The following is a 23,189-nucleotide window of genomic DNA, read 5'->3' on the forward strand; positions in this document are numbered from 1 at the left end:
CGCCGTGGCGCTGTCGCTGCCCGACTTCCCCTGGGACTCCCTCGCGGCGGCGGCCGCCGTCGCCCGTCGACACGAGGGCGGCATCGTCGACCTCTCGGTCGGGTCGCCGGTCGACCCGACCCCCGTCGTCGTCGCGCAGGCCCTCTCGGCCGCGACCGACGCCCACTCCTACCCCCAGGTCGCCGGCACCCCGGCGCTGCGGGCGGCCGTCGCCGAGTGGTACGAGCGCAGGAGGGGCGTGTCCGGCCTCGGGGACGCCAACGTCCTGCCCACCATCGGCTCGAAAGAACTCATCGCCGGCATGGCGCTGTGGCTCGGTCTGGGCCCCGGCGACACGGTCGTGCACCCGGTCGCCGCGTACCCGACCTACGCCCTGGGCGCCGCCCTCGTCGGCGCCGACGTGCTGGCGAGCGACGACCCCGCCGAGTGGCCCGAGTCGACGCGCCTGATCTGGGTGAACAGCCCGGGCAACCCCGACGGGGCGGTGCTCGACCACGAGCAGCTGCGCGCCGTCGTCGAGCGGGGCCGCGAGCTCGGGGCCGTGGTCGCGGGCGACGAGTGCTACGCCGAGCTCGGCTGGGAGGGCGAGTGGGCCGACCGGCCGACCCCCTGCATCCTCGACCCGCGCGTCGTCGGCGACGACCTGCGCGGCGTCGTCAGCGTCTACTCGTTGAGCAAGCAGTCGAACCTGGCCGGCTACCGCGCCGGCTTCGTCGCCGGCTGCGACCACGTCGTCGCGCAGCTGCTCGCCGTGCGCAAGCACGCCGGCCTCATGCCGCCCGCGCCCGTGCAGGAGGCCATGCGCGCCGCCCTGGCCGACGAGGCGCACGTCGCCGTGCAGAAGGAGCGTTACCGGGCGCGTCGGGCCGCCCTCGCGCCGGCCCTCGAGGCGGCGGGCTTCCGCATCGACCGCAGCGAGGCCGGCCTCTACCTCTGGGCGACCCGCGACGAAGACTGCTGGGCCAGCGTCGACCGGCTCGCCGAGCGCGGGGTGCTCGTCGCCCCGGGCAGCTTCTACGGCGTCGACGGGGGCCGCCACGTGCGCGTGGCCCTGACGACGACCGACGAGCGGATCGCCGCCGCCGTGGAGCGCCTCCAGGGCTGACCGCTAGGGTGACAGGGTGACTGATCCTGCCAAAGACGCCCAGAAGGCCACGCTGCAGTTCCCGGGGGGAACAGCCGAGTTCCCGATCGTGCCGAGCACCCAGGGTGCGTCGTCGATCGACATCTCGAGCTTCACCAAGCAGACCGGGTACACGACCCTCGACACCGGGTTCGTCAACACCTCCGCGACCCGCTCGACGATCACCTACATCGACGGCGACGAGGGCATCCTCCGCTATCGCGGGTACCCGATCGAGCAGGTCGCCGAGAACTCGACGTACCTCGAGACCGCGTGGCTGCTCATCTACGGCGAGCTGCCGACCGCCGACGAGCTCGCCGACTTCGACGCCCGCATCCGCCGCCACACCCTGCTGCACGAAGACCTGCGCCGGTTCTTCGACGCCCTGCCGCACAACGCGCACCCCATGTCGGTGCTCTCGAGCGCCGTGGGCGCGCTGGGCACCTTCTACGAGGGCTCGATGAGCGTCAGCGACCCGGCCCAGGTCGAGCTGCAGACGATCCGCCTGCTGGCCAAGCTGCCGGTCATCGCGGCGTACGCGCACAAGAAGAGCCTCGGCCAGGCGTTCCTCTACCCCGACAACTCGCTCAGCTTCGTCGACAACTTCCTGAAGCTGAACTTCGGCACGATGGCCGAGCCGTACGAGGTGAACCCGGTCCTCTCGAAGGCGCTCGAGCGCCTCCTCATCCTGCACGAGGACCACGAGCAGAACGCGTCGACCTCGACCGTCCGCCTCGTCGGCTCGACGCAGGCCAACATGTTCTCGTCGATCTCGGCCGGCATCAGCGCCCTCTACGGCCCGCTGCACGGCGGCGCCAACGAGGCCGTGCTGACGATGCTCGCCGACATCAAGGCCAGCGGCCAGGGCGTCGAGCGCTTCGTCGAGCGGGTGAAGAACAAGGAGGAGGGGGTCAAGCTCATGGGCTTCGGCCACCGGGTCTACAAGAACTTCGACCCCCGGGCCCGGCTCGTGAAGGAGAGCGCCACCGAGGTGCTCGCCGCCCTCGGCGTCAAGGACGACCTGCTCGACATCGCCATGGAGCTCGAGGACATCGCCCTCGCCGACGACTACTTCGTCGAGCGCAAGCTCTACCCGAACGTCGACTTCTACACCGGCGTCATCTACAAGGCGATGGGGTTCCCGCCCCGCATGTTCACCGTGCTCTTCGCCATCGGCCGCCTGCCCGGCTGGATCGCCCACTGGCGCGAGATGAACCAGGATCCGGCGACCAAGATCGGCCGCCCGCAGCAGCTGTACCTGGGCGAGGCCCAGCGCGACTGGCCGCAGCGCTGACGCGCCCGGCCCGCCGCACCGAGACGGGCGAGTCCGTCGTGACCGGGCGTCCATGACGACCCGGAGACGACGGACTCGCCCGTCGTGCGACCGCAGCTACGCGTGCAGCTGCGAGTTCAGCGTGATGCCGTGGCCCTTGCGGGGCAGCACCTCGACGGCGCCCGTGACCGAGTTGCGGCGGAACAGCAGCCCCGGCCGGCCCGAGAGCTCGACGGCCTTGACGGTCTGCTGCTTGCCGTCGTTCGTCGGCGTGCCGCCCACGACGACGACCTTGGTGCCGGCCGTGACGTAGAGGCCGGCCTCGACGACGGTGTCGTCGCCGATGGCGATGCCGATGCCGGCGTTCGCGCCGAGCAGGGCGCGCTCGCCGATGGTGATGCGCTGGGTGCCGCCGCCCGAGAGCGTGCCCATGATGGAGGCGCCGCCTCCGATGTCCGACCCGTCGCCGACGACGACGCCCTGCGAGACGCGGCCCTCGACCATCGACGCGCCCAGGGTGCCCGCGTTGAAGTTGACGAAGCCCTCGTGCATGACGGTGGTGCCGGGGGAGAGGTGGGCCCCGAGGCGCACGCGCGAGGCGTCGGCGATGCGGACGCGGTCGGGCGTGACGTAGTCGAGCATCCGCGGGAACTTGTCGATGCCCGTGGTGGCGATGCCGGCCCGCTGCAGCGACGGTCGCAGCCGCGTGAAGTCGTCGGGGTGCACGGGGCCCGCGTTGGTCCACACGACGATGGGCAGGTGCCCGAAGACGCCGTCGAGCTCGATGGTGTTCGGCGCGACGAGCAGGTGGCTCAGCAGGTGCAGCCGCAGGTACGCGTCGGGGGTGGACGCCGGAGGCGCGCCCAGCTCGATCTCGACGGTCACGGGCACGAGGTCCACGCCGCGGCGCTCGTCGGGCCCGGCGGCGTCGGCGATCTCGGCCGGCACGAGGGCCGGGTCGCGGTCCGCGGGCAGGCGGCCGAGCGACGGCGCGGGGAACCAGGTGTCGAGCGTGCTGCCGTCGCTGGCGACGGTGGCGAGCCCGTACCCGTGGGCGTGGGTGGCGGCGGGGGTGTCCGAGGTCATGCCCTCGATCGTAGGGCGGACCGCGGACGCCGCCCGGCGACCTGCCGGGCACCGGCCCTACACTCGGGTCCATGCCGTCCTTCGACCTGAGCGTGTCCGCCGTCGACGTCACCCGCCAGCTCTGCGACGTCGAGTCCGTCTCCGGGAACGAGCAGGCGGTGGCCGACGCGATCTGGCAGACGCTCGAGGGGCACGACCACCTCGTCCTCTTCCGTGACGGCGACGCGATCGTCGCGCGCACCGAGCTCGGTCGCGAGAAGCGGGTCGTCATCGCCGGGCACGTCGACACCGTGCCGCTCAACGACAACCTGCCGACGCGGTACGAGACCGACGACGACGGCGTCGAGTGGCTGTGGGGCCGCGGCACCGTCGACATGAAGGCCGGCAGCGCCGTCCACCTCCGACTCGCCGTCGAGCTGACCAACCCCGTGGTCGACGTGACGTGGGTCTGGTACGACCACGAAGAGGTGTCGGACGCCCTCAACGGGCTGGGCCGGCTCGCCCGGCTGCACCCGCACCTCCTCGAGGCCGACTTCGCCATCCTGGGCGAGCCGACGCGCAGCGAGGTCGAGGGCGGCTGCAACGGCAACCTCCGCGCCGAGGTCCGCACCTTCGGCACGCGCTCGCACAGCGCCCGGTCGTGGGTCGGCTCGAACGCGATCCACGCGGCCGCGCCGATCCTCGACGTGCTGGCGGCCTACCAGGCCCGCGAGGTCGAGGTCGACGGGCTCGTCTACCGCGAGGGGCTCAACGCCGTCGGCATCACCGGCGGCGTCGCCGGCAACGTCGTGCCCGATGAGTGCATGGTGCACGTCAACTACCGCTTCGCCCCGAGCCGCAGCGCCGACGAGGCCGTCGCGCACGTCCGCGAGCTCTTCGACGGCTTCGACGTGACGATCGTCGACCTGGCGCCCGGCGCGCGGCCCGGCCTCGACGCCCCGCTCGCGCGGCAGTTCCTCGAGGCGGTCGGCGGCGAGGCGAAGCCGAAGTACGGCTGGACCGACGTCGCGCGCTTCTCCGAGCTCGGCGTGCCCGCCGTCAACTACGGCCCCGGCGACCCCCTGCTCGCCCACCACGACGACGAGCGCGTGCCCGTGCAGCAGATCCTCGACAACGAGCGCGGACTGCGGGCGTGGCTGACGGCCTGACCAGGCAGCCGACCGCCGCGCCGCCGACCCGGGAGCGGACGCACGGCTCGTCGGGGCGCGGAAGTGCCCGGGCCGCCGGCTCGGGCTCGGGCAGGCGGGCGCTGCGTCGGCTGACCGTGCGCTGGCGCCTGCTGCCCTGGTGGGCCCGCGTGCTCGCGGTGTTCGTCGTGTCCCGAGTCGTCAGCACGGCCCTGCTGCTCAGCTTCGCCGAGCGCCAGGGCGCCAACGCGTGGACGCTCGCCCGGCCGGACTACGCCAGCTTCGCGAGCATCTGGGACGGCCACTGGTACTACATCATCGCCGCGGTCGGCTACCCGTCGACCCTGCCGCTCACCGAGACCGGGCACGTGGCCGAGAACGCGTGGGCGTTTATGCCGGCCTACCCGTTGCTCGTGCGCGGTCTCATGGAGCTGACCGGCGCCTCCTTCGCGGCCCTGGCGGTCGTCGTGTCGACCGCGTTCGCGGCCGGCACGGCGCTGCTGTTCCACCGTCTGCTGCGCCACGTGCTGCCCGACGGCACGGCCCTGTTCGGCGTGGTGCTGTTCTGCGCCTCGCCGCTGTCGCCGCTGCTGCAGGTGGCCTACGCGGAGTCGATGTTCCTGTTCCTGCTCTGCGCCGCGCTGCTGCTGATGGTGCGGAGGCGCTACGTCGCGATGCTGCCCGTCGTGCTCGTCCTGTCGTTCACGCGACCGGGGGCGCTCCCGCTGGCCTTCGCGCTCGGCCTGCACGTCGTCCACCGCTGGTGGCGGCGGCGGGACGACCCGTTCCCGGGGCGCGAGCTGGCGGCCGCCGGGGCGGCGACGGTCGCGACCGCCGTGGCCGGCCTGGGCTGGCTGCTCGTCGCCGGGCTCGTCACGGGCAGGCTCGACGCCTACACCGAGACCGAGCTGGCCTGGCGGTCGGCCTACATCGGCTACGGGCCCCTGGTGCCGTTCACGCCCTGGATCGAGGGTGCGAACTGGTGGTTCCCGGGTGGTCGGGGGGTGGCTCTGCTGGTGATCTCGCTGATCGCCTTCGGGGTGCTGCTCTTCGGACCGTGGGGCCGCCGGATCGGCCTCGACCTGCGCCTGTGGAGCCTCGCCTACGCGCTCTACCTGCTCGCCGTGTTCTTCCCCCAGTCGAGCACCTGGCGCCTGTTGATGCCGTTGTTCCCGCTGTTGGGGGTGCTCGCTCTGCCCCGCTCGCGGGTGTACCGGGTGGCGCTCGTGCTGCTCTTCGTGGCGGGCCAGTGGCTGTGGATCGACTGGTGCTGGTGGGTGGACGGGTACGACTGGACGCCGCCGTGACGGGCGTGACGCCTGCTCGCGTTTAGGTCCCTGCGGCTGCATCACGGATAATGGAGTCGAATCTTCGCGAAAGGGGACTATCTGATGGCAGCCATGAAGCCGAGGACCGGCGACGGGCCTATGGAGGCCGTGAAGGAGGGCCGCCTCATCATCGTGCGCGTTCCGCTCGAGGGTGGCGGTCGCCTCGTGGTGTCGGTCAACGACGACGAAGCCCGAGAGCTGCACGACGCCCTGGCGAACGTGGTCGGCGACTAGGCACGACCTCCTGCATCACCCTCGATGCCCCGTCGGCCACCTGGTCGCCGGGGCGTCGGCGCGTCCGGGGGCAGCGGGCCCGGAACTGGGGAGGCGCGGGGCGGGGCGGCTCAGCGCTTGACGAGCTGCAGCAGACCGTCGCCCGCGGTCGACAGCGAGCTGATCACGGCGGGCGAGGTCGAGACCTCGGTGAGCAGGGTGCGGAACCCGGTCGTCGTGGCGTCGCGCCGGGCCGGGTTCGCGACCGAGCCGTGCCAGAGCGCGTGGGCGACGAGCACCAGCCCGCCGGGCCGGGCCATGCGGAGCCCGTGCTCGACGTACTCGATGACGGAGCCGGGGTCGGCGTCGACGAAGACGACGTCGTAGCTGGACTCGTTCATGCGCGGCAGCACGTCGGCGGCGCGGCCCGTGATGAGGCGCACCCGGGCGGCCGGCACGCCGCCGCGCAGGTAGGCCTCGCGGGCGGCCTGCTGGTGCTCGATCTCGCGGTCGATGGAGGTGAGGGTCGCGTCGGGCGCGCCGGTCATCAACCAGAGGCCGCTGACGCCCACGCCGGTGCCGATCTCGATGACGCTGCGGGCCCGGGAGGAGGCGGTGGCGACCGCGAGCTGGGCGCCCACGGCAGGGGAGACGGCCTCGACCCCGACCTCGAGGGAGTGCTGCCGAGCCTCGGCCACCGGTCCGCTCTCCGTCACGAGTTCTTCCGCGAACTTCCAGCTCGACTCAATCTGCGACACACTCACTCCTCGGTGGCCGAGTCTAGGGGCTGCCTGTCGGGGGCAGCCGTTAGTCTGCGTGCGTGTCCCTGTTCGGTCTGACGTTCGACAAGTTGCTGGTGATCGGCGTGCTCGCCGTGTTCCTGCTCGGTCCCGAGCGCCTGCCCGGCTACGCCGCGAAGCTCGCGCAGCTGGTCCGCAGCCTGCGCGACCTGGCGAACGGCGCGAAGGCCCGCATGCGCGACGAGATGGGCCCCGAGTTCGACGAGGTCGAGTGGCAGAAGCTCGACCCGCGCCAGTACGACCCGCGGCGCATCATCCGCGACGCCCTGCTCGACGCCCCCGCGGCGACCACCAAGCCCGTGTCCGGGGCCATGGCGCCGGCGACGGCAGCGGCGGTGTCCGTCGGCCTGCCGGGCGGCGGGCCGCGACCGGCTCCCGTGCCCCTCGCCGTCGGCGAGGTGCCCCCGTGGGACTCCGAGGCGACCTAGGCGACCCTGGGCGACCTGGCCGACCCTGGTCGTCCTGTCTCCGCCGGGCCTCGGCGTCCGTCCCGTCACACCCCGCCGTGCAGCGCGGCCACCCGTGAGGCCTCGGCCCGCAGCGCGTCGACGACGCGGCGCACCGAGGGGCGCTCGGCACGGTCGCGGCGCATCAGCACCGAGACGTAGCGGACGGCGCGGATGCTCTCGAGAGGCAGCAGCACCATGTCGTCCCGCGCCTCCTTGGCGGTGAACCGCGGCAGCACCGCGATCCCGAGGCCGGCCCCCACGAGCGACTCCGTGACCTTCGTGTCGCTGAACCGCTGGGCGACGCGCACGGGACTGCCCGTCACCCGCTCGATCTCGCGGTAGACCCACTCGAACGGGAAGTCGGTGGGCACCCCGATCCAGGTCTCGCCCTCGAGGTCGCCGGGCGACAGGGAGGCCCGGCCGGCCAGCCGGTGGTCCGCGGGCAGGGCGACGTCGAGCGGCTCCGTCAGGAGGGGCACCGTGACGAGTCCGCGGCCGCGCCAGGCACGGCCGTCGGGGGAGTGGGCGACGACGACGTCGTGGTCGGCCGCCAGGTCGGCGAACTCGAGGATCGACGGGTCGTGGTCGGTGGCCACGACGGTGAGCCCCGGCGTCTCGGCGATCGTGCGCAGCAGCCCGGGCAGCAGCATCTGGCCGCCGGTCGGGAACGTCGCGAGGGTGACCTCGCCCTGGGGCGTGGCCACGAAGTCGGCCCAGACGGCCTGGGCGCGCTCGAGGGCCACCGCGACGTCGGTGGCGGTCTGGGCGAGCACCCGCCCCGAGCCGGTGAGCACCACGCCGCGCCCGACGCGCTCGGTGAGCGCCACCCCGGCCTCCCGCTCGAGCACCTTGAGCTGCTGCGAGACGGCGGAGGGGGTGCGGTGGGTGGCCTTCGCCACGGCGGCGATGCTGCCCCGCTCGGCCAGCTCGCGCAGCAGTTCGAGTCGCTTGACGTCCATGTAGCCATTCTACGGTGTCACGGTAGTTATGCATGGTTGTGCTTCGTTGTTCCACGGAGCATGATTGACCTTGTCATCAGAGGGACCCCATGCCCTCTCCGCTCGGTCGACCTGGTCCCGAGCGTCCGCAACGAGGCTGACCGACCGCCTCCGAGACCTGTCGCCGTGCCCTGCACGGCCCGGTCGAGGAGGCGGTCGATCGGCCTGCCCACACCGCGCGACAGCGCAGACAAAGAGAAGAACATGTTCATCGGAATCATCGTCCTGGCCGCCGCGGCGAGCGTCGGCATCGTCGGCTCCGTCATCTCGGTCGCCCGAGACGGCTACCGCGCCATCCCGACCCGCACCTTCACCCGCTGGTCCTAGCCGGCTCCTCGGCGCCTCCCGGCGTCGTCGGTCCGTGCTGGAACCGATGACGTCCAGGCAGGCCGGTCGCGTCTCCTCCTGAGCGCGACCGCCTGCGCGAGGCGATCGAGCGAGGCACTCGAGAGGCCCCCGTGCTCGGCACGGGGGCCTCTCGTGTGCCCGGGGCAGGGGCGGGTACGGTCTCAGACGCGGACCGCCGCGCTCAGCTGACGCTGAGCCCGAGCTTGCGCCCGACGAGGCTGCGCGGCCGCACGGCCAGCGTGCCGGCCAGGGCGTCGACGACCCGGGCGGCAGGGTCGTCCGGCGACGTCACGACGACGGGCGCGCCCCGGTCGCCGCCCTCGCGCAGCCCGAGGCTGAGCGGCACGCTCGCGAGCAGCGGCACGGGCTCGGCCTGCCCGGCCGAGAGGCGACGAGCGGTCTCGGCGCCGCCGCCCGAGCCGAAGAGCTCGAGGACGCTGCCGTCGGGCTGCGCGAGCCCCGCCATGTTCTCGACCACGCCGAGCAGGCGCTGGCCGGTCTGGCGCGCCACGACGCCGCTGCGCTCGGCGACGTCGGCGGCCGCGGGCTGCGGGGTCGTCACGACGAGCACCTCGGCGTGGGGCAGCAGCTGGCCGACCGAGATGGCGACGTCGCCGGTGCCCGGCGGCAGGTCGAGCAGCAGCACGTCGAGGTCGCCGAAGAACACGTCGGTGAGGAACTGCTGGATGGTGCGGTGCAGCATCGGTCCGCGCCAGGCGACGGCGGTCGACGTGTCGTCGACGAACATGCCGATGGAGATCACCTTCACGCCGTGGGCGACGGGCGGCAGGATCATGTCGTCGACCTGGGTCGGCTTCACGGCCGCGCCGTCGGGGCCGACGAGGCCGAGCAGCCCGGGGATGCTGAAGCCGTAGACGTCGGCGTCGACGATGCCGACCGACAGGCCCCGCGCGGCCAGCGACACGGCCAGGTTGGCCGTCACGGTCGACTTGCCCACGCCTCCCTTGCCGCTCGTCACGGCGATCACCCGCGTCAGCGAGTCGGGGCCGAACTGCTGCACGCGCGCCCCCCGGCCGGCCCGCAGCTTCTCGGTGAGCGCGCGCCGCTCCTCCAGGGTCATCACCGTGACGTCGACGTCGACCGCGGTGACGCCGGCGACCGAGGCCGTCGCGGCGCGCACGTCGCGCTCGATGGTGTCGGCGGCCGGGCAGCCGACGATGGTCAGCTTGACCGACACGGAGGCGGCGCCCGCGGCGTCGACCGTGACGTCGCCGATCATGTCGAGCTCGGTGACGGGACGGCGGATCTCGGGGTCGAGCACCGACGCGAGCGCCCGACGCACCTGGTCGGCGGGCGTCAGGGCCGAGGAGGCGCCGGCCGCGCCCCCGGGACCGCCGTCAGCCACGACGACCGTCGCCGCTCGGGTCGGCCGAGGCCGCGGCGCCCGTCGCCGTCGCGGACCCGCTCCCGGCCTCGTCGTCGCGCCGGTCGAGCTCGTCGAGCAGGGCCCGCAGCTCGGCGCGGATGAAGTCCTTGCTGGCCATGTCGCGGATCGCGATGCGCAGGGCGACGACCTCGCGGGCGAGGTACTCGGTGTCGGCGAGATTGCGCTCGGCGCGCTGGCGGTCCTGTTCGAACTGCACGCGGTCGCGGTCGTCCTGCCGGTTCTGCGCCAGCAGGATCAGCGGGGCGGCGTAGGACGCCTGCAGCGACAGGATGAGCGTCAACGCCGTGAAGCCGATGGCCGCGCTGTCGAACCGCCACTCTTCGGGGGCGGTGACGTTGTAGCCCATCCAGAGCAGGCAGAAGGCCGTGAGGGCGAGCAGGAACTGCGGCGTGCCCATGGCGCGGGCGATCGCCTCGGTCGCGCGGCCGAACCGGTCGCGGCTGCCCCGGCCGCGTCCGCGGCCGGGCAGGACGCGCGTGCGCAGGCCCTTGGGGGAGTCGAGTCGGACGGTGCTCCGGTTATCGCGTGCCACCGGCGGTCCTCCTCGGGGTCGTGGGTGTGGTCGGGGTCGTGGGCGCACGCCGCGCGCGCGACCGGGAGCGGCTCAGGGGCCTGTCCTGGTCGTGGCTGCGCCAGTCGTCGGGCAGCACGTGGTCGAGGACGTCGTCGATGGTCACCACCCCGACGAGGCGGTGGGCGGCGTCGACGACGGGCACGCTGACGAGGTTGTACGTCGCCATCACCCGGGTCACCTCGAGGGCCGTGGCGTCGACGCGCACGGGCTCGAGCTGCTGGTCGAGCAGCGTGCCCAGGCGCTCGTTCGGCGGGTAGCGGAGCATGCGCTGGAAGTGCACCATGCCGAGGAACCGCCCGGTCGGGGGCTCGTAGGGCGGCAGCGTCACGCAGACCGCGGCGCCGAGCGCGGGCGCGAGCTCGTGCCGGCGGATGAGGGCGAGGCCCTCGGCCACGGTCGCGTCGGCCGATACGATCACGGGCTCGGTCGTCATGAGCCCGCCGGCGGTGTCGGCGTCGTAGCTCAGCAGCATGCGCACGTCGTCGGCCTCCTCCGGCTCCATCAGCTGCAGCAGCTGCTCCTTGCGCTCGTCGCCGAGCTGCGACATGAGGTCGGCGGCGTCGTCGGGCTGCATCTGGTCGAGCACGCCGGCCGCGCGCTGGTCGTCGAGCTGCGAGAAGATCTCGACCTGCTCGTCCTCCGGGAGCTCCTCGAGCACGTCGGCGAGTCGGTCGTCCGACAGCTCGGACGCCACCTCGAGCCGGCGCTCGGGCGTGAGGTCGAGCAGGGTGTTCGCGAGGTCGGCGGGCACCAGGTCGGAGTACGCGGCGATCAGGTGCTCGGCGCTCTGCGCCTCGCCGGGCTCGTTCTCCTCGGTCACCTCGTCCCAGGTGGTGAAGGCGGTCGGGCCCTTGCCGAACGGCGACGGCGTGGTCTTGGGCCGCCGCAGGAACAGCTGCCCGATCTCCCAGTCGCCCTCGCTGACCTCGTCGATCGCGACGTCCTCGATGACGGCGCGGCCGCCGTCGCGGCGCAGCGACACCCGGCGGCCGAGCAGCTCGGCGATGACCCGCGTCTCGCCGCCGCGCTGCTCGAAGCGGCGCAGCGTGATCGTGCCGCTCGTGATGATCTGCCCCGAGCCGATGCTCGTGACGCGGCCGATGCCGACGAAGACGCGGCGCTTTCCCGGCACCTCGACGATGAGGCCCACGACGCGGGGCGGGTCGGAGCGGCGGTAGACGACGAGCACGTCGCGGACCTTGCCCACCCGGTCGCCCGCGGGGTCGAAGACGGAGCACCCGGCGAGACGGGCGACGAAGACTCTGGTGGCGCTCACCCCACCAAGGTAGTCGCTCCCCTCCGCCGTGCCGCGCCCCGATCGCGGCGCCTCCCCTGCTGCTCCCGGGCCCGACGTGCTTCAATTCGTCCATGACGAACCCGAGCCCCTGGGGCCGCCGAGCGCCTGCCGTCCCGACGCTGCCCCGGGGCGACGTCCTCGGCACCTACGCCAGCTACCCCGAGGCCCAGGCCGTCGTCGAGCGGCTGTCGCACGCCGAGTTCCCGATCAGGCAGCTCGCGATCATCGGCAACGAGCTCACCACGGTCGAGCGCGTCACCGGCCGCCTCACCTACGGGCGCGCGGCCCTCGCCGGCGCGGTCACGGGTCTCTGGATCGGCGTCTTCGTGGGAGCCGTCATGCTGCTCTTCTCGCCCGACACCGCCTCCGTCGCCACCCTCGTCGCCGCGGCGCTGATCGGGGCGGGCTTCGGCATGCTCTACGGCCTCGCCAGCTTCGCGATCAGCAGGCGCCGCCGCGACTTCACCTCGACCCACCAGGTGCTCGCCCGCAGCTACCAGATCGTCGTCGACCCCGAGCTGACCCTCCGGGCACAGCAGATCCTGGCCGCGCCGCCCGCCTCACGCTGAGCCGGAGCCGGAGCCGGAGCCGCAGCCGGAGCCGGGGCCGCAGCCGGAGCCGTCGAGGGGGCCCGGTCGGGCGGCGTGCCATCCACGTCGCGCCGTCCGTCAGCCGCGCAGGGGCGCCGCCAGCTCCTCCGGGAACGGCCTCGCGCCTCCGTCGCTCGTCAGCAGGCGGCCGCAGCCGTCCAGCTCGGCCGTGAGGCGCGGGTCGCTCGTCACGGTCGCGCCCGGCGCCGTGTCCGGGAACGTCACGAAGGCCGCCGCCGCCGTGCCGCACGCCTCGAGCTCGGGCGTCGACGGCGTCGCGGCGGCGGTCACGAGCCGGGCGCCCAGCCCGTCGGGCAGCTCCACGACGCGGACGAACGTGCCGCCCGGCGGGCTCGCCGCGGCCGCGCTGCCCCCGGCGACGCCCTCGCCCTCGGCCTCGGGCGCCGACGATCCGGCCGCAGGCTCCGCCGGCGGGTCGACGGCGTAGACGCACGCGCGGTCGAGCGCGCCGGGGTCGGGCAGCAGAGGAGGCGCGAGCGGCGGGGCGGGGACGGCCGGCCCCGTCGTCGTCCCGCCTCCCGAGCCGGACAGGCCGTCGTCGGACACGCCGTCGTCGGGCACGACGAGGTCGGTGACGATGCCCGCCTTCAGCGCCCACGGCAGCGACGCCCGGGTCGCGCAGCCGGCGTCGAGCGCGGCACGGGTCTCGGCGAGCGAGACCTTGACCAGCCGCTCCGAGGCGACGGACAGGGAGCCGAGCGCCTCCTGCGTGCCCGGCAGGGTCTTGCCGCAGACGTCCCGCGGCCAGGCGACGCGGAGCGACCGCCCGGCGGCGTCGGCGAGCCAGAGATCGGGCACGAGCTCCATGTCGGCGGTGCACGCGACGATGCCGGAGCTGGTCTCGTCCGGCACGGCGAGGGCGGCGAGCAGCGGGGCGAGGTCGTCGGTCCAGGTCGTCTCGAGGCGGGCGCTCCACCGGCCCTCGGCGTCGTCGACGGTGTCGGTCGTCCCGTCGCAGCGCACGGCCGAGACGGGCTCGAAGTCGTCGGGCACCGAGCCGGCCTCCGGCGGCGGGGGAGCGGTCGGCTCGGCGCCCGCCTCGGGCACGAGCCACGCGTCGGTGCTCGTCGTGCAGTCGGGCGCCCCGCTCACCACGACGGCCACGGGCCGCGGCGGTGCCGTGCCCGGCGCGGCGCACCCGGCCGCCACGAGGCCGACCAGCACGACGGCCACGCCTGTCGTCGTCGTCCGCACGGCCCTCGTCCCCCGGTCCATGGGGCGAGCGTAGGAGGCGCCGGCCGCGCCGTGCAGGATCGTTGCGGTCCCGTGACCCGCCCGCGCCTCCCTCGGCTCCCGTCTCGACGTCGACGCACCTGCCCGGCGAGCCCCGCGCCGTCGGTAAACTGGCCGCACCGTCCCCGACCCGAGAGAGCGCCCATGGCCCCGAGATGGACGCGGTTCGTCCGCGGCTGGCTGACCGCCGGCTTCTCCGTCGTCGTCGCCGCGTTCTCGCACGTCGCCGGCGGCGGCGCCGCGCCCGGGCTGCTCGGCGTCGTGCTGGCGCTCGCCTTCTCGGCGCCCCTGTGCATCGCCCTCACGGGCCGCCGGGTCTCGACGGTCCGCCTCGCCGTGTCGGTGGCGGCCAGCCAGCTCGCGTTCCACCTGCTGTTCTCGCTCGGCGGGGGCGCCGCCTCGGGCGCCGCCGCGGCCGGCGGGCACCACTCGCCGCTCGTCGTCACGGCCGGGTCGGGCGCCGCGCTCGCCGCGGCCGACGAGCACGTCATGGTGATGGCCGGCGGGGCCATGTGGGCCGCCCACGCCCTCGCCGCCCTCGTCACGGTCGTCGGCATCCGCCAGGGCGCCCGCTGCCTCGAGCGGCTCGTCGTCGTCGCGGGGCGGGGGCTGGCCCGGATGGGACGGGCGCTCTCGGGTGCCGTCGCCGTCACGCCGGCCGGCCCGCGCCTCCTGCCCGTCCTCGACGTCCCCGGGCGCCGGGCGCCGCCGTTGCGCGCGATCTCCGCGCGTCCGCTGCGCGGCCCGCCCCTGTCCGTCTGATCCCCGCGTCGTCGTCGGCACCCCGACGGCGACCCCCGGCCTGCCGTCGCCACGACGGCGGCGCCGCCACGACCAGACGACACCGGCCGCCACCAGGGCGGCCAGACAGGACCAGCACCATGACCACCAGCACCTCGCGCCCGGCGTTCGCCGCCCGTGCCGCAGCGGCCCTCGGCGCCGCCGCCCTCCTCTCGCTCGCCGCGCCCCTCGCGGCCTCCGCGCACGTCCGGGTCAACCCTGCGCAGGTCGACGCCGGGTCGTACGCGACCCTCACCTTCAAGGTTCCGACGGAGTCGGCGACCGCCGGCACCGTCGGCCTCACCGTCGACCTGCCGACCGACACGCCCTTCACGTCGGTCACCTACCAGCCCCTGCCGGGCTGGACCACGGTCGTGACGACGAGCACGCTGCCCGAGCCCGTCGAGATCGACGGCGCGACCGTCACGGAGGCGCCCACCGAGGTCACCTGGACGGCCGACCCCGGCACCCAGATCGCACCCGGCGAGTTCCAGCAGTTCGTCATCTCCGCCGGCGCGGTGCCCGAGACCGGGTCGATCACCCTGCCCACCCACCAGGCCTACAGCGACGGCACGGTCGTGGACTGGGCCGAGGAGACGCCCGCCTCGGGCGAGGAGCCGGAGTTCCCGGCCCCCGTGCTCTACGTCGAGGACGCCCCGCCGGCCGACGGCCACGGCGGGCACGCGGCCGAGGCCGACGACACGGCCGCGGTCGCCGCGGGCGACACCTCGTCCGACGGCTCCGGCTCCGCCTCGAGCTCGGTCGCCCTGGGCCTCGGCATCGGCGGCCTCGCGCTGGGCGCCGTCGCGCTCGTCGTGAGCGTCGTCGCGCTGACCCGGCGGCCCCGCGCCGCGGCGGCGACCCGACCCGGCACGGGCTCGACGGGGGAGCGTCGGTGACCGGCGCCTCCTCGTCCCCGCGCCGGGCCGGCCGGGGGCGACCCCGACTGGTCGGCACCGCCCTCGCCGCGGGGGCGCTCGGCCTCGGCGGCGCGGGGCTGCTCGCCCTGGCCCCCGTCTCGCCCGCGTCGGCGCACGACTACGTCGTCAGCAGCACGCCCGCCGAGGGCAGCACGCAGAGCACCGAGCTCGCCGAGGCGTCGATCACGTTCAACGACGTGATCCTCGACCTGTCGGGCACGGGGTCGTCGAACGTGCTCGAGGTGACCGACGCCGCCGGACTGCACTTCGAGGACGGCTGCTCGACCACGAGCGGAGCGACCCTCTCGACCGGCGTCGCGCTCGGCGCGGCCGGCGACTACACGATGACCTACCAGGCCGTCTCGGCGGACGGGCACACCGTGTCCGCGTCGCTGCCCTTCACGTGGGCGCCGCCGGAGGGCGCCGCCGTCGCGGAGGGCGCCGACGCGCGGCCCGTCTGCGACGCGGCCGACACGGGGACGGGCGCCGAGGCGAGCGGCTCCACGAGCGCCACGCCCGAGCCCGACGCCGGCTCGGCGACCGGCGCCGACGAGTCGGCCTCGGCCGAGCCGTCGGCGGCCCCCACCGCCGACGACCTCACCGGGCAGGGCGACGCCGACGAGGCGAACCTGGGCCTCGTCGTCGGCATCGGCGCGGGCATCGTCGTGCTGGCGCTCGTGGCCGTCGTCGTGGTGCTCGTGACGAGCCGTCGACGCGGCGACGACCTGGCCGGCCCCGCCGGGTCGGGCGACGACGACACCGTCGCCGGGTCGAGGGACGAGGCGTCCGGCCACGCGGGCCCGCGCGACGGTCGCGACTGACGCCTCCTGCCGTCCGGCGCCCGTCGCGGGTGCACGAGAGCCCCGGTCCCCTCGCGGGGGCCGGGGCTCTCGGCGTCGTGCGGTCGTCGACTAGGGGCGGGCGATCCAGGCCTCGACCTCGGCGACCGTGCGCGGGATGCCCACCGAGAGGTTCTCGGCGCCGTCGGCCGTGACGACGATGTCGTCCTCGATGCGCACGCCGATCCCGCGGAACTCCTCGGGCACCGTGAGGTCGTCGGGCTGGAAGTACAGCCCCGGCTCGATGGTGAACACCATGCCCGGCTCGAGCACGCCGTCGAGGTAGAGGTCGCGTCGGGCCGCGGCGCAGTCGTGCACGTCCATGCCGAGGTGGTGGCTGGTGCCGTGCACCATGTAGCGGCGGTGGTACTGGTGGTCGGGCTCGAGGCTCTCGGCGGCGCTGACGGGCAGGAAGCCCCACTCGGCGGTGCGCTCGGCGATGACCTGCATCGCGGCCGCGTGGATCTCGCGGAACGCGATGCCGGGGCGCACGATCGCGAAGGCCGCGTCGGCCGCCTCGAGCACGGCCTCGTAGACGAGCCGCTGCACGTCGGTGAAGCGGCCCGACACGGGCAGCGTGCGCGTGATGTCGGCCGTGTAGAGGCTGTCGAGCTCGATGCCGGCGTCGATCAGGATCAGGTCGCCGTCGGCCACGGGGCCGTCGTTGCGCGTCCAGTGCAGCACGCAGGCGTGGTCGCCCGCGGCCGCGATCGTGTCGTAGCCGACGGTGTTGCCGTCGGCGCGGGCCCGGCGGTTGAAGGTGCCCTCGACGAGGCGCTCGCCCCGGGGGTGGGCGACGATGTCGTCGAAGTCGGCGATCACGTCCGAGAAGCCGCGGCCGGTGACGGTCACGGCACGGCGCATCTGCGCGACCTCCCACGCGTCCTTGACCAGGCGCAGCTCGCTGGCGTCGCGCGCCAGCACGTCCACGGCGACGGACGAGGAGGCGGTGGCCGGGTCGTCCTGCCCGGTCTCGACCGCCTCCTGCAGGCCCTCCGCGTCGGCGGCGGCCGCGACGACGGCCTCGACCCGCGCGGCCAGCTCGGGGTCGGCCTCGTGGAGCACCAGCGTCGACGCGTCGGACGAGGTCACGACCCCGTCGAGCTCGGCGAGCCCGCGCGTGGCCAGGCCGAGGTCGGCGCCCACCTGGGCGAGGGACGGACGCGGGCCCGTCCAGAACTCGCCGATCTCGGGGTCGGCGTAGAACTCGTCGGAGTCGCGCCCGGCGCTGGCCCGGAAGTACAGCGTGGCCTCGTGGCCGTCGCCCACCGGCTCGAGCACGAGGACCGATCCGGGGACCGTGTCCGAGCCCCAGCCGGTGAGGTGCGCGAAGGCGGAGTGCGCCCGGAACGGGTAGTCGCAGTCGTTGGAGCGGACCTTGGCGCGCCCCGCCGGCACGACGAGGCGGCGGCCGCGGTGCAGGGCGGAGAGGCGCTCGCGGCGGGCGGCCGCGAAGGAGGCCTCCTCGCGCGCCGCCGGCATCACCTCGTCGCGGTCGGCCCACTGGGACGAGATGTAGTCCTTGAACGAGTCCGAGCGGGGGGTCGTCGATCGGTTCGTGGTGGCACGGGGTGCCTTCTGTTCAGCCATGGGGCCATTGTCCCGCGAAGTCGCGGGGCGTCCAAGCGCAGAGGTGCGGGGCGTCCGACCGCGGAGGCGCGGGGCGTCCGACCGCGGGGGCGCGGGGCGTCCGACCGCGGGGGCGCGGGGCGTCCGACCGCGGGGGCGCGGGGCGTCCGACCGCGGAGGCGCGGCGTCAGGCGCCGGTCAGCGTCAGCTGGGCGACGACCGGGCGGTGGTCGCTGCCGCTCTCGTCGCGGTCGGTGACGACCTTGTAGCCGGTGGGCATCCACGACCGGGTGGCGAGCACGTGGTCGATGGGGGTGCCGAGCAGCGGGGGCAGGTCGGTCGGCCAGGTGCCGAGGCCGGCGTTGGCGGTCGTCACGCCGGCGTCGCGGCACTGGCCGAGCGCGCCCCCGGAGCTGCCGAGCCCGGCCATGTGGTCGAGGGTCGCGTTGAAGTCGCCCGCCATGATGACGTCGCCGTCGGGGCAGGCGCCGGCGAGGAACGTCAGGCCCGCCTCCCAGTCGCCCATCGTGCCGGCGGACGGCGAGACGGGGTGGGCGGCGACGATGGTCGGGCCCTCGCCGGAGACCGGGGTGGCGACGACCGAGGGCATGCTGGGCGTCGTCTCGACGGCCGAGCCGTCGTCCGCGACCGCGACGGCGTACTCGCCGAGGGCGGCCGAGATGAGCAGCGAGGTGGGCTCGGCGCCGGCCACCTCGGGGTAGTCGACCGTCTTGACGGTCATGGTCAGGCCCGCGGCCGCCATGGCCTCGGCCACGGCCGTCGCGACCTCGGCGCTCGTCTCGGGCAGGCTGACGACCTCGGCGCCCTCGTCGACGGCCAGGTCGGCGATGGCGTCGACGCCGGGGGCGCCTCCCTGGGTGTTCCAGACGACGACGGTGACGTCGGTCGGCAGGGCCTCGACGAAGTCGTCGCGGCCGACGCCCCGGGCCGCGGCGACGCCGGCCGAGACGGCCCCGAAGACGAGCAGCAGGACGCCGAGGGAGGCGGCGAGCGAGCGGACGGGACGCGCCACGAGGCCGACGACGAAGAGCACGACGGCCAGCACCACCGCGACGGCCGCGGCGGCGCCGCGGAAGGAGACGAGCTGGGCCAGGGGCCACGTGCGCTGCAGGTCGAGCTGCTGCGGCCAGAGCGCGACGAACAGGGCGGCGGCGACCGCGAGGACGAGGACGAGGGCGACGAGGCGACGGATCATGGCGGGACCGAGCATAGGCGACCGTCGGTCCCGAGCACGGAGGACGCCCGGTCGCGTCGCGGGCGGTCGTCGCCGACGCCGCACGGACCGCCCGCCCGCCGCCCGGACCGCCCGCCCGCGTCGCGGACCGCCCGGACCGCCCGGAGGGCCGCGGCCTACGATGGGGGCATGCGCCACCGCCCGATCGACCTGCACACCCACAGCAGCGTCTCGGACGGCACGGAGCCCCCGGCAGAGCTCGTCGCCGCCGCGGTCGAGGCCGGCCTGTCGGTCGTCGCCCTCACCGACCACGACTCGACGGCCGGCTGGGCCGAGGCGACGAGGGCGGTCGCGGGCACGGGCACGACGCTCGTCCCGGGCATGGAGATGAGCACGCGCCTCGGGATGAACAGCGTGCACATGCTGGCCTACCTCTTCGACCCCACGGACGCGGAGCTCGTCGCCGAGACAGCCCGGCTGCGCGACAGCCGCCTGCACCGGGCCGAGCGCATCGTCGAGCGCATCGCGGCCGACTACGACGTGACGTGGGACGACGTCCTCGCCCAGTCGACGGCGGGCGCGACCCTGGGGCGGCCGCACATCGCCGACGCCCTCGTGGCCAAGGGCCTCGCGCCCGACCGCAGCGCCGCCTTCGCGGGCATCCTGCACTGGCGCTCGGGCTACTACGAGCCGCACGAGGCTCCCAGCCCGGTCGACGCCATCCGCCTGATCCGCGCGGCGGGCGGCGTGCCCGTCATCGCCCACCCGGCCACGCGCGGGCGCGACACGAACATCTCGGCCCGCTCGTTCGAGCAGCTCGTCGAGGCGGGCCTGCTCGGCGTCGAGGTCGACCACCGCGAGAACACGGAGGCGGGCTCGGCCCGGCTGCGCGAGCTCGCGGCCCGGCACGACCTCATCACGACCGGGTCGAGCGACTACCACGGCACCGGCAAGCCCAACCGGCTCGGCGAGAACAGCACCGAGCCCGAGCAGCTGGCGCGCATCGTCGAGGCGGCCACCGGCTGGTCGCCCGTCGCGGGCTGAGCCCCGCCCTGGGCTGAGCCCGGCCGCGGGCTCGTCCCGGCGACCGGCAGAGCCTCGCCGTCCGGCACGTGACGAGGCCCCGCACCGGTGGACGGTGCGGGGCCTCGGGCGTCTCGGGCGGGCCGCTACGAGGCAGGCGCCTCGCCGGCGGGGCGACGACGACGCGTGCGACTGCGGCGACGGGGCGCCTCGCCGTCCGCGGCGGGAGCGGCGGCTGCGGCCGGCGCCTCGGCGGCGGGCTGGTCACGGCGCGGCTGCTGACCGCGACGGGACGACTGTTCGCCCGAGCGGCGACCGGAGTCGGCCTCGGCCCCGCGGGAGCGGCCGCGCGACCCGGGGGTGCGCTCACGGGCCGCTGCGGCGCCGCCCTCGACCGCGGCCTTCGGGGCCGACTTGAGGCGGCCCTTCGTGCCGGCGGGGATGTCGAGGTCGGTGAACAGGTGGGGGCTCGACGAGTACGTCTCGACGGGCTCGGGCTGGCCCATGTCGAGCGCGCGGTTGATGAGCGCCCACTTGTGCAGGTCGTCCCAGTCGACGAACGTGACCGCGATGCCGGTCTTGCCCGCACGGCCCGTCCGGCCGGCGCGGTGCAGGTAGGTGTCGTGGTCGTCGGGCACGGTGTGGTTGATCACGTGCGTGACGTCGTTGACGTCGATGCCGCGCGCCGCCACGTCGGTCGCGATGAGGATGTCCTTCTTGCCTGCCTTGAAGGCGGCCATGGCGCGCTCGCGCTGTTCCTGGTTGAGGTCGCCGTGCACGGCGGCGGCGTTGAAGCCGCGGTCGTTCAGCTCTTCGACCAGCTTGGCGGCGGCGCGCTTGGTGCGGGTGAAGACGACGGTCTTGCCCCGGCCCTCGGCCTGGAGGATGCGGGCGACGACCTCGTCCTTGTCGAGCGAGTGGGCGCGGTAGACGACGTGCTTGATGTTCGCCTGCGTGAGGCCCTCGTCGGGGTCGGTGGCGCGGATGTGGATGGGCCGCGTCATGAAGCGGCGGGCCAGGGCGACGATCGGCCCGGGCATCGTGGCCGAGAAGAGCATCGTGTGGCGGGCGGCCGGCACCTGCTGGAAGATCTTCTCGATGTCGCTGAGGAACCCGAGGTCGAGCATCTTGTCGGCCTCGTCGAGCACCACCTCTTGCACCTGCTTGAGGTCGAGGAGGCGCTGGCCTGCCAGGTCGAGGAGGCGCCCGGGGGTGCCCACCACGATCTGCGCGCCGGCCTTGAGCTGCTCGACCTGGCCCTCGTAGGCCTTGCCGCCGTAGATGCTCACGACCTTGGTGTCGCGGTTGCCCGTCGCGATCTCGAGGTCGTCGGCGACCTGGACGCAGAGCTCGCGCGTCGGGACGACGACGAGGACCTTGACGCCGGGCTCGGGGGAGAGGCCGATGCGCTGGATGATCGGGAGGCCGAAGCCGAAGGTCTTGCCGGTGCCCGTCTTGGCCTGGCCGATGATGTCCTGGCCGGCGAGGGCGAGCGGGATGGTCTGGGTCTGGATGGGGAACGGTTCGACGATCCCCTTCGCAGCCAGTGCGTCGACCATGTCCTGGTCGATCTGAAGATCGGTGAAAGTCACGTAGCAGCCCTGTCTCATGTGTAGGCGGTTCGCGGACAGTTTAGCCCGTCGTGCCGCCGTGGCCCCCGGACCCCGTAAGCTTGCGGCGTGGTGTCATGGAAGGGCCGGAGGTCTCAGCGCGGCGTCCCGTCCATCCAGTGGCCGCGACCCGCCTCCAAGGCGACGTCCGTGAACCGCGTCGAGCTCGGCGACTTCACGCCCGACCTCGACGTCTACCTCGGCCAGGCCGCCTACCTCGAGCTCTCCCTCTTCGAGGGCCTCGGCCGCGCCGCCGTCTCCGCGCCGCACGTGCGCGCCCAGCGCGTCACCGCCCGCGTGGCGGGCAGCACCCTCGACCGGCACCGCGGCCTGCTCGCCGAGATCGAGCGCACGGGCGGCGACCCGACGGCCTCGATGGAGCCGCACCGGGCCGCCGTCGACGAGTTCCGTCGGCGCACCGAGGGGGCCGACTGGCACGAGGCGATCCTCGCCTCCTACGTCGCCGCGGGCCTGCTGAACGACGTGTTCGTCCGCCTGGCCGCGGGGCTGTCCGCCGACCACCGCGACCGCATCGTGCGGGTGCTCGAGGCGGGCGACGACGAGAAGGCGATCGCCGCCGAGCTGAGCACGGCCATCGACGACGACCCGCAGCTGGCGTCGCGCCTGGCGCTGTGGGGCCGCCGGCTCGTGGGCGACACGCTGCTCGTCGCGCGGGCGGCCATCTCGGCCTCGCACGAGTCGGCGGACGACGAGCGGCTCGAGCCGGTCTTCACCGAGCTCGTCGCGGCGCACACGCGTCGGATGGACGCGCTCGGCCTGACGGCCTGAGTCCTGACCCGGCCGACGGTCGGGCGGTGAGCGGACCGGATCAGGCCTTCATCAGGCGGGCGAGCTGCTCGCGGTCGCGGCGCCGTCTCGTCGTGGCGGCGACGCGGCACGCCACGACGGAGACCACGGCGGCCAAGACGAGCGAGACGATCCAGATCCAGCCGCCGTCGGGCCGCAGGCCGGCCAGGAGGAGGACCTCCCAGACGACCGCGGCGACGACGGCCGCGGAGGCGGGGGCCAGCAGGACGCCGCGGGTGTCGGCGGCCGGCAGCGCGAAGTGGGCGACGAAGCCCAGGAGCGCGCCGCCGAGCACGACGAAGAGGAGCTCCATGTCAGCTGACGAAGCCGACGCGGCGGTTCTCCTCGGAGCCGACCTCGACGTAGGCGAGGGAGGCGGTGGGCACGAGGTAGGTCTTGCCCTTCGAGTCGGCGAGGGTCACGTACGACTTGCCGCCGTCGAGGGCGTCGGCGACGACCGCCTCGACCTCGGTCGCGGTCTGCGACGTCTCGAAGCTGATCTCACGGGGGCTGTTGGTGATGCCGATGCGAATGTCCACGTCGTCACGATATCCGACGCGGCGGAGCCCGGCCTGACG

Annotated in this window: 25 protein-coding genes; 13 read left to right on the top strand and 12 right to left on the bottom strand. The window is 74.4% G+C overall.

Annotation, left to right across the window (positions count from 1 at the left end; genetic code table 11):
- Positions 1-4 precede the first annotated feature (4 nt).
- Together dapC and FHR78_RS12685 are read left to right on the top strand one after the other, a co-directional pair.
- The gene (gene dapC / locus FHR78_RS12680; RefSeq protein ID WP_166760917.1) at positions 5-1,105 is read left to right on the top strand and encodes a succinyldiaminopimelate transaminase; all 1,101 of its coding nucleotides are present in this window, start codon (positions 5-7) and stop codon (positions 1,103-1,105) included.
- 16 nt (positions 1,106-1,121) lie between these two features.
- Positions 1,122-2,417: a citrate synthase gene (locus FHR78_RS12685; protein WP_166760918.1), complete on the top strand. Its 1,296-nt coding sequence runs from the start codon at positions 1,122-1,124 to the stop codon at positions 2,415-2,417.
- 96 nt (positions 2,418-2,513) lie between these two features.
- Here FHR78_RS12685 and dapD read toward each other — a convergent pair whose 3' ends face one another.
- Positions 2,514-3,482: a 2,3,4,5-tetrahydropyridine-2,6-dicarboxylate N-succinyltransferase gene (gene dapD, locus FHR78_RS12690; RefSeq protein WP_166760919.1), complete on the bottom strand. Its 969-nt coding sequence runs from the start codon at positions 3,480-3,482 to the stop codon at positions 2,514-2,516.
- A gap of 71 nt (positions 3,483-3,553) precedes the next feature.
- On the opposite strand from dapD, the gene dapE reads away from it, so the two are divergent.
- From dapE to FHR78_RS12705, 3 genes are all read left to right on the top strand, one after another.
- The gene (gene dapE, locus FHR78_RS12695) at positions 3,554-4,630 is read left to right on the top strand and encodes a succinyl-diaminopimelate desuccinylase (protein ID WP_166760920.1); all 1,077 of its coding nucleotides are present in this window, start codon (positions 3,554-3,556) and stop codon (positions 4,628-4,630) included.
- The gene (locus FHR78_RS12700; protein WP_347878198.1) at positions 4,615-5,916 is read left to right on the top strand and encodes a hypothetical protein; all 1,302 of its coding nucleotides are present in this window, start codon (positions 4,615-4,617) and stop codon (positions 5,914-5,916) included. Before dapE ends, FHR78_RS12700 begins: the two co-directional genes overlap by 16 nt.
- Before the next feature lie 84 nt (positions 5,917-6,000).
- On the top strand, positions 6,001-6,171 hold the full coding sequence (locus FHR78_RS12705; RefSeq protein WP_123548132.1) for a DUF3117 domain-containing protein: 171 nt from the start codon (positions 6,001-6,003) through the stop codon (positions 6,169-6,171).
- A 110-nt stretch (positions 6,172-6,281) separates the two neighbouring features.
- Here the strand turns inward: FHR78_RS12705 and FHR78_RS12710 are convergent, their stop codons facing one another.
- Positions 6,282-6,908: a class I SAM-dependent methyltransferase gene (locus tag FHR78_RS12710; RefSeq protein WP_166760921.1), complete on the bottom strand. Its 627-nt coding sequence runs from the start codon at positions 6,906-6,908 to the stop codon at positions 6,282-6,284.
- A 68-nt stretch (positions 6,909-6,976) separates the two neighbouring features.
- Between FHR78_RS12710 and FHR78_RS12715 the strand changes: the two genes are divergently transcribed.
- The gene (locus FHR78_RS12715; RefSeq protein ID WP_166761163.1) at positions 6,977-7,378 is read left to right on the top strand and encodes a Sec-independent protein translocase TatB; all 402 of its coding nucleotides are present in this window, start codon (positions 6,977-6,979) and stop codon (positions 7,376-7,378) included.
- Positions 7,379-7,443: 65 nt separating this feature from the next.
- Here FHR78_RS12715 and FHR78_RS12720 read toward each other — a convergent pair whose 3' ends face one another.
- Complete coding sequence (locus tag FHR78_RS12720) at positions 7,444-8,358, bottom strand: LysR family transcriptional regulator (RefSeq protein WP_146904213.1); 915 nt, start codon at positions 8,356-8,358, stop codon at positions 7,444-7,446.
- Between the two features lie 243 nt (positions 8,359-8,601).
- On the opposite strand from FHR78_RS12720, the gene FHR78_RS15460 reads away from it, so the two are divergent.
- Complete coding sequence (locus tag FHR78_RS15460; RefSeq protein WP_279589987.1) at positions 8,602-8,724, top strand: hypothetical protein; 123 nt, start codon at positions 8,602-8,604, stop codon at positions 8,722-8,724.
- A 202-nt stretch (positions 8,725-8,926) separates the two neighbouring features.
- Here the strand turns inward: FHR78_RS15460 and FHR78_RS12725 are convergent, their stop codons facing one another.
- Genes FHR78_RS12725 through FHR78_RS12735 form a run of 3 tightly spaced genes read right to left on the bottom strand, consistent with a single transcriptional unit; the run spans position 8,927 to position 12,003 of the window.
- Complete coding sequence (locus FHR78_RS12725; RefSeq protein WP_432207157.1) at positions 8,927-10,111, bottom strand: Mrp/NBP35 family ATP-binding protein; 1,185 nt, start codon at positions 10,109-10,111, stop codon at positions 8,927-8,929.
- Positions 10,104-10,685: a DUF1003 domain-containing protein gene (locus FHR78_RS12730; RefSeq protein WP_166760922.1), complete on the bottom strand. Its 582-nt coding sequence runs from the start codon at positions 10,683-10,685 to the stop codon at positions 10,104-10,106. The genes FHR78_RS12725 and FHR78_RS12730 overlap by 8 nt, the downstream gene beginning before the upstream one ends.
- Entirely contained in the window at positions 10,672-12,003 is a 1,332-nt protein-coding gene (locus FHR78_RS12735; RefSeq protein ID WP_166760923.1) for a magnesium transporter MgtE N-terminal domain-containing protein, read from the bottom strand. Before FHR78_RS12735 ends, FHR78_RS12730 begins: the two co-directional genes overlap by 14 nt.
- Positions 12,004-12,095: 92 nt before the next feature.
- Here FHR78_RS12735 and FHR78_RS12740 point away from each other — a divergent pair, with 92 nt between their 5' ends.
- Positions 12,096-12,593 (top strand): general stress protein, encoded by a 498-nt coding sequence (locus FHR78_RS12740; RefSeq protein WP_166760924.1) that lies wholly within the window; start codon positions 12,096-12,098, stop codon positions 12,591-12,593.
- Between the two features lie 99 nt (positions 12,594-12,692).
- Here the strand turns inward: FHR78_RS12740 and FHR78_RS12745 are convergent, their stop codons facing one another.
- Positions 12,693-13,850 (bottom strand): hypothetical protein, encoded by a 1,158-nt coding sequence (locus tag FHR78_RS12745; protein ID WP_166760925.1) that lies wholly within the window; start codon positions 13,848-13,850, stop codon positions 12,693-12,695.
- A 162-nt stretch (positions 13,851-14,012) separates the two neighbouring features.
- Between FHR78_RS12745 and FHR78_RS12750 the strand changes: the two genes are divergently transcribed.
- The 3 genes from FHR78_RS12750 to FHR78_RS12760 all read left to right on the top strand — a co-directional run bounded on the left by FHR78_RS12750 (position 14,013) and on the right by FHR78_RS12760 (position 16,389).
- Positions 14,013-14,630: a hypothetical protein gene (locus tag FHR78_RS12750; protein ID WP_166760926.1), complete on the top strand. Its 618-nt coding sequence runs from the start codon at positions 14,013-14,015 to the stop codon at positions 14,628-14,630.
- Positions 14,631-14,749: 119 nt separating this feature from the next.
- Entirely contained in the window at positions 14,750-15,547 is a 798-nt protein-coding gene (locus FHR78_RS12755; RefSeq protein ID WP_166760927.1) for a YcnI family copper-binding membrane protein, read from the top strand.
- Positions 15,544-16,389 carry a copper resistance CopC family protein gene (locus tag FHR78_RS12760; protein ID WP_347878199.1) on the top strand — a complete coding sequence of 282 codons (846 nt, stop codon included), beginning with the start codon at positions 15,544-15,546 and terminating at the stop codon, positions 16,387-16,389. The genes FHR78_RS12755 and FHR78_RS12760 overlap by 4 nt, the downstream gene beginning before the upstream one ends.
- Positions 16,390-16,479: 90 nt before the next feature.
- On the opposite strand, the gene FHR78_RS12765 is transcribed toward FHR78_RS12760, so the two are convergent.
- Positions 16,480-17,997 (bottom strand): aminopeptidase P family protein, encoded by a 1,518-nt coding sequence (locus FHR78_RS12765; protein WP_166760928.1) that lies wholly within the window; start codon positions 17,995-17,997, stop codon positions 16,480-16,482.
- A 166-nt stretch (positions 17,998-18,163) separates the two neighbouring features.
- On the bottom strand, positions 18,164-19,207 hold the full coding sequence (locus tag FHR78_RS12770; RefSeq protein WP_166760929.1) for an endonuclease/exonuclease/phosphatase family protein: 1,044 nt from the start codon (positions 19,205-19,207) through the stop codon (positions 18,164-18,166).
- A 153-nt stretch (positions 19,208-19,360) separates the two neighbouring features.
- Here FHR78_RS12770 and FHR78_RS12775 point away from each other — a divergent pair, with 153 nt between their 5' ends.
- Positions 19,361-20,215, top strand: coding sequence for a PHP domain-containing protein (locus FHR78_RS12775; RefSeq protein ID WP_166760930.1), 855 nt, complete (start codon positions 19,361-19,363; stop codon positions 20,213-20,215).
- A 125-nt stretch (positions 20,216-20,340) separates the two neighbouring features.
- Here the strand turns inward: FHR78_RS12775 and FHR78_RS12780 are convergent, their stop codons facing one another.
- On the bottom strand, positions 20,341-21,786 hold the full coding sequence (locus tag FHR78_RS12780; protein ID WP_166760931.1) for a DEAD/DEAH box helicase: 1,446 nt from the start codon (positions 21,784-21,786) through the stop codon (positions 20,341-20,343).
- A gap of 168 nt (positions 21,787-21,954) precedes the next feature.
- Between FHR78_RS12780 and FHR78_RS12785 the strand changes: the two genes are divergently transcribed.
- Positions 21,955-22,593 (top strand): ferritin-like fold-containing protein, encoded by a 639-nt coding sequence (locus FHR78_RS12785; protein WP_347878200.1) that lies wholly within the window; start codon positions 21,955-21,957, stop codon positions 22,591-22,593.
- A 40-nt stretch (positions 22,594-22,633) separates the two neighbouring features.
- On the opposite strand, the gene FHR78_RS12790 is transcribed toward FHR78_RS12785, so the two are convergent.
- Positions 22,634-22,924 carry a hypothetical protein gene (locus FHR78_RS12790; RefSeq protein ID WP_166760932.1) on the bottom strand — a complete coding sequence of 97 codons (291 nt, stop codon included), beginning with the start codon at positions 22,922-22,924 and terminating at the stop codon, positions 22,634-22,636.
- A gap of 1 nt (position 22,925) precedes the next feature.
- A complete protein-coding gene (locus FHR78_RS12795; protein WP_166760933.1) occupies positions 22,926-23,150 on the bottom strand; it encodes a DUF3107 family protein in 225 nt (74 codons plus the stop codon).
- Between the last annotated feature and the right edge of the window lie 39 nt (positions 23,151-23,189).

It is taken from the genome of Frigoribacterium faeni (assembly GCF_011761235.1).
GTDB classification, from domain to species: domain Bacteria; phylum Actinomycetota; class Actinomycetes; order Actinomycetales; family Microbacteriaceae; genus Frigoribacterium; species Frigoribacterium faeni_A.

Coding starts and splice junctions, on each gene's coding strand:
- dapD (WP_166760919.1), bottom strand. CDS start 3,482: ATGACCTCGGACACCCCCGCCGCCACCCACGCCCACGGGTACGGGCTC.
- dapE (WP_166760920.1), top strand. CDS start 3,554: ATGCCGTCCTTCGACCTGAGCGTGTCCGCCGTCGACGTCACCCGCCAG.
- FHR78_RS12705 (WP_123548132.1), top strand. CDS start 6,001: ATGGCAGCCATGAAGCCGAGGACCGGCGACGGGCCTATGGAGGCCGTG.
- FHR78_RS12720 (WP_146904213.1), bottom strand. CDS start 8,358: ATGGACGTCAAGCGACTCGAACTGCTGCGCGAGCTGGCCGAGCGGGGC.
- FHR78_RS15460 (WP_279589987.1), top strand. CDS start 8,602: ATGTTCATCGGAATCATCGTCCTGGCCGCCGCGGCGAGCGTCGGCATC.
- FHR78_RS12740 (WP_166760924.1), top strand. CDS start 12,096: ATGACGAACCCGAGCCCCTGGGGCCGCCGAGCGCCTGCCGTCCCGACG.
- FHR78_RS12745 (WP_166760925.1), bottom strand. CDS start 13,850: ATGGACCGGGGGACGAGGGCCGTGCGGACGACGACGACAGGCGTGGCC.
- FHR78_RS12750 (WP_166760926.1), top strand. CDS start 14,013: ATGGCCCCGAGATGGACGCGGTTCGTCCGCGGCTGGCTGACCGCCGGC.
- FHR78_RS12755 (WP_166760927.1), top strand. CDS start 14,750: ATGACCACCAGCACCTCGCGCCCGGCGTTCGCCGCCCGTGCCGCAGCG.
- FHR78_RS12765 (WP_166760928.1), bottom strand. CDS start 17,997: ATGGCTGAACAGAAGGCACCCCGTGCCACCACGAACCGATCGACGACC.
- FHR78_RS12770 (WP_166760929.1), bottom strand. CDS start 19,207: ATGCTCGGTCCCGCCATGATCCGTCGCCTCGTCGCCCTCGTCCTCGTC.
- FHR78_RS12775 (WP_166760930.1), top strand. CDS start 19,361: ATGCGCCACCGCCCGATCGACCTGCACACCCACAGCAGCGTCTCGGAC.
- FHR78_RS12790 (WP_166760932.1), bottom strand. CDS start 22,924: ATGGAGCTCCTCTTCGTCGTGCTCGGCGGCGCGCTCCTGGGCTTCGTC.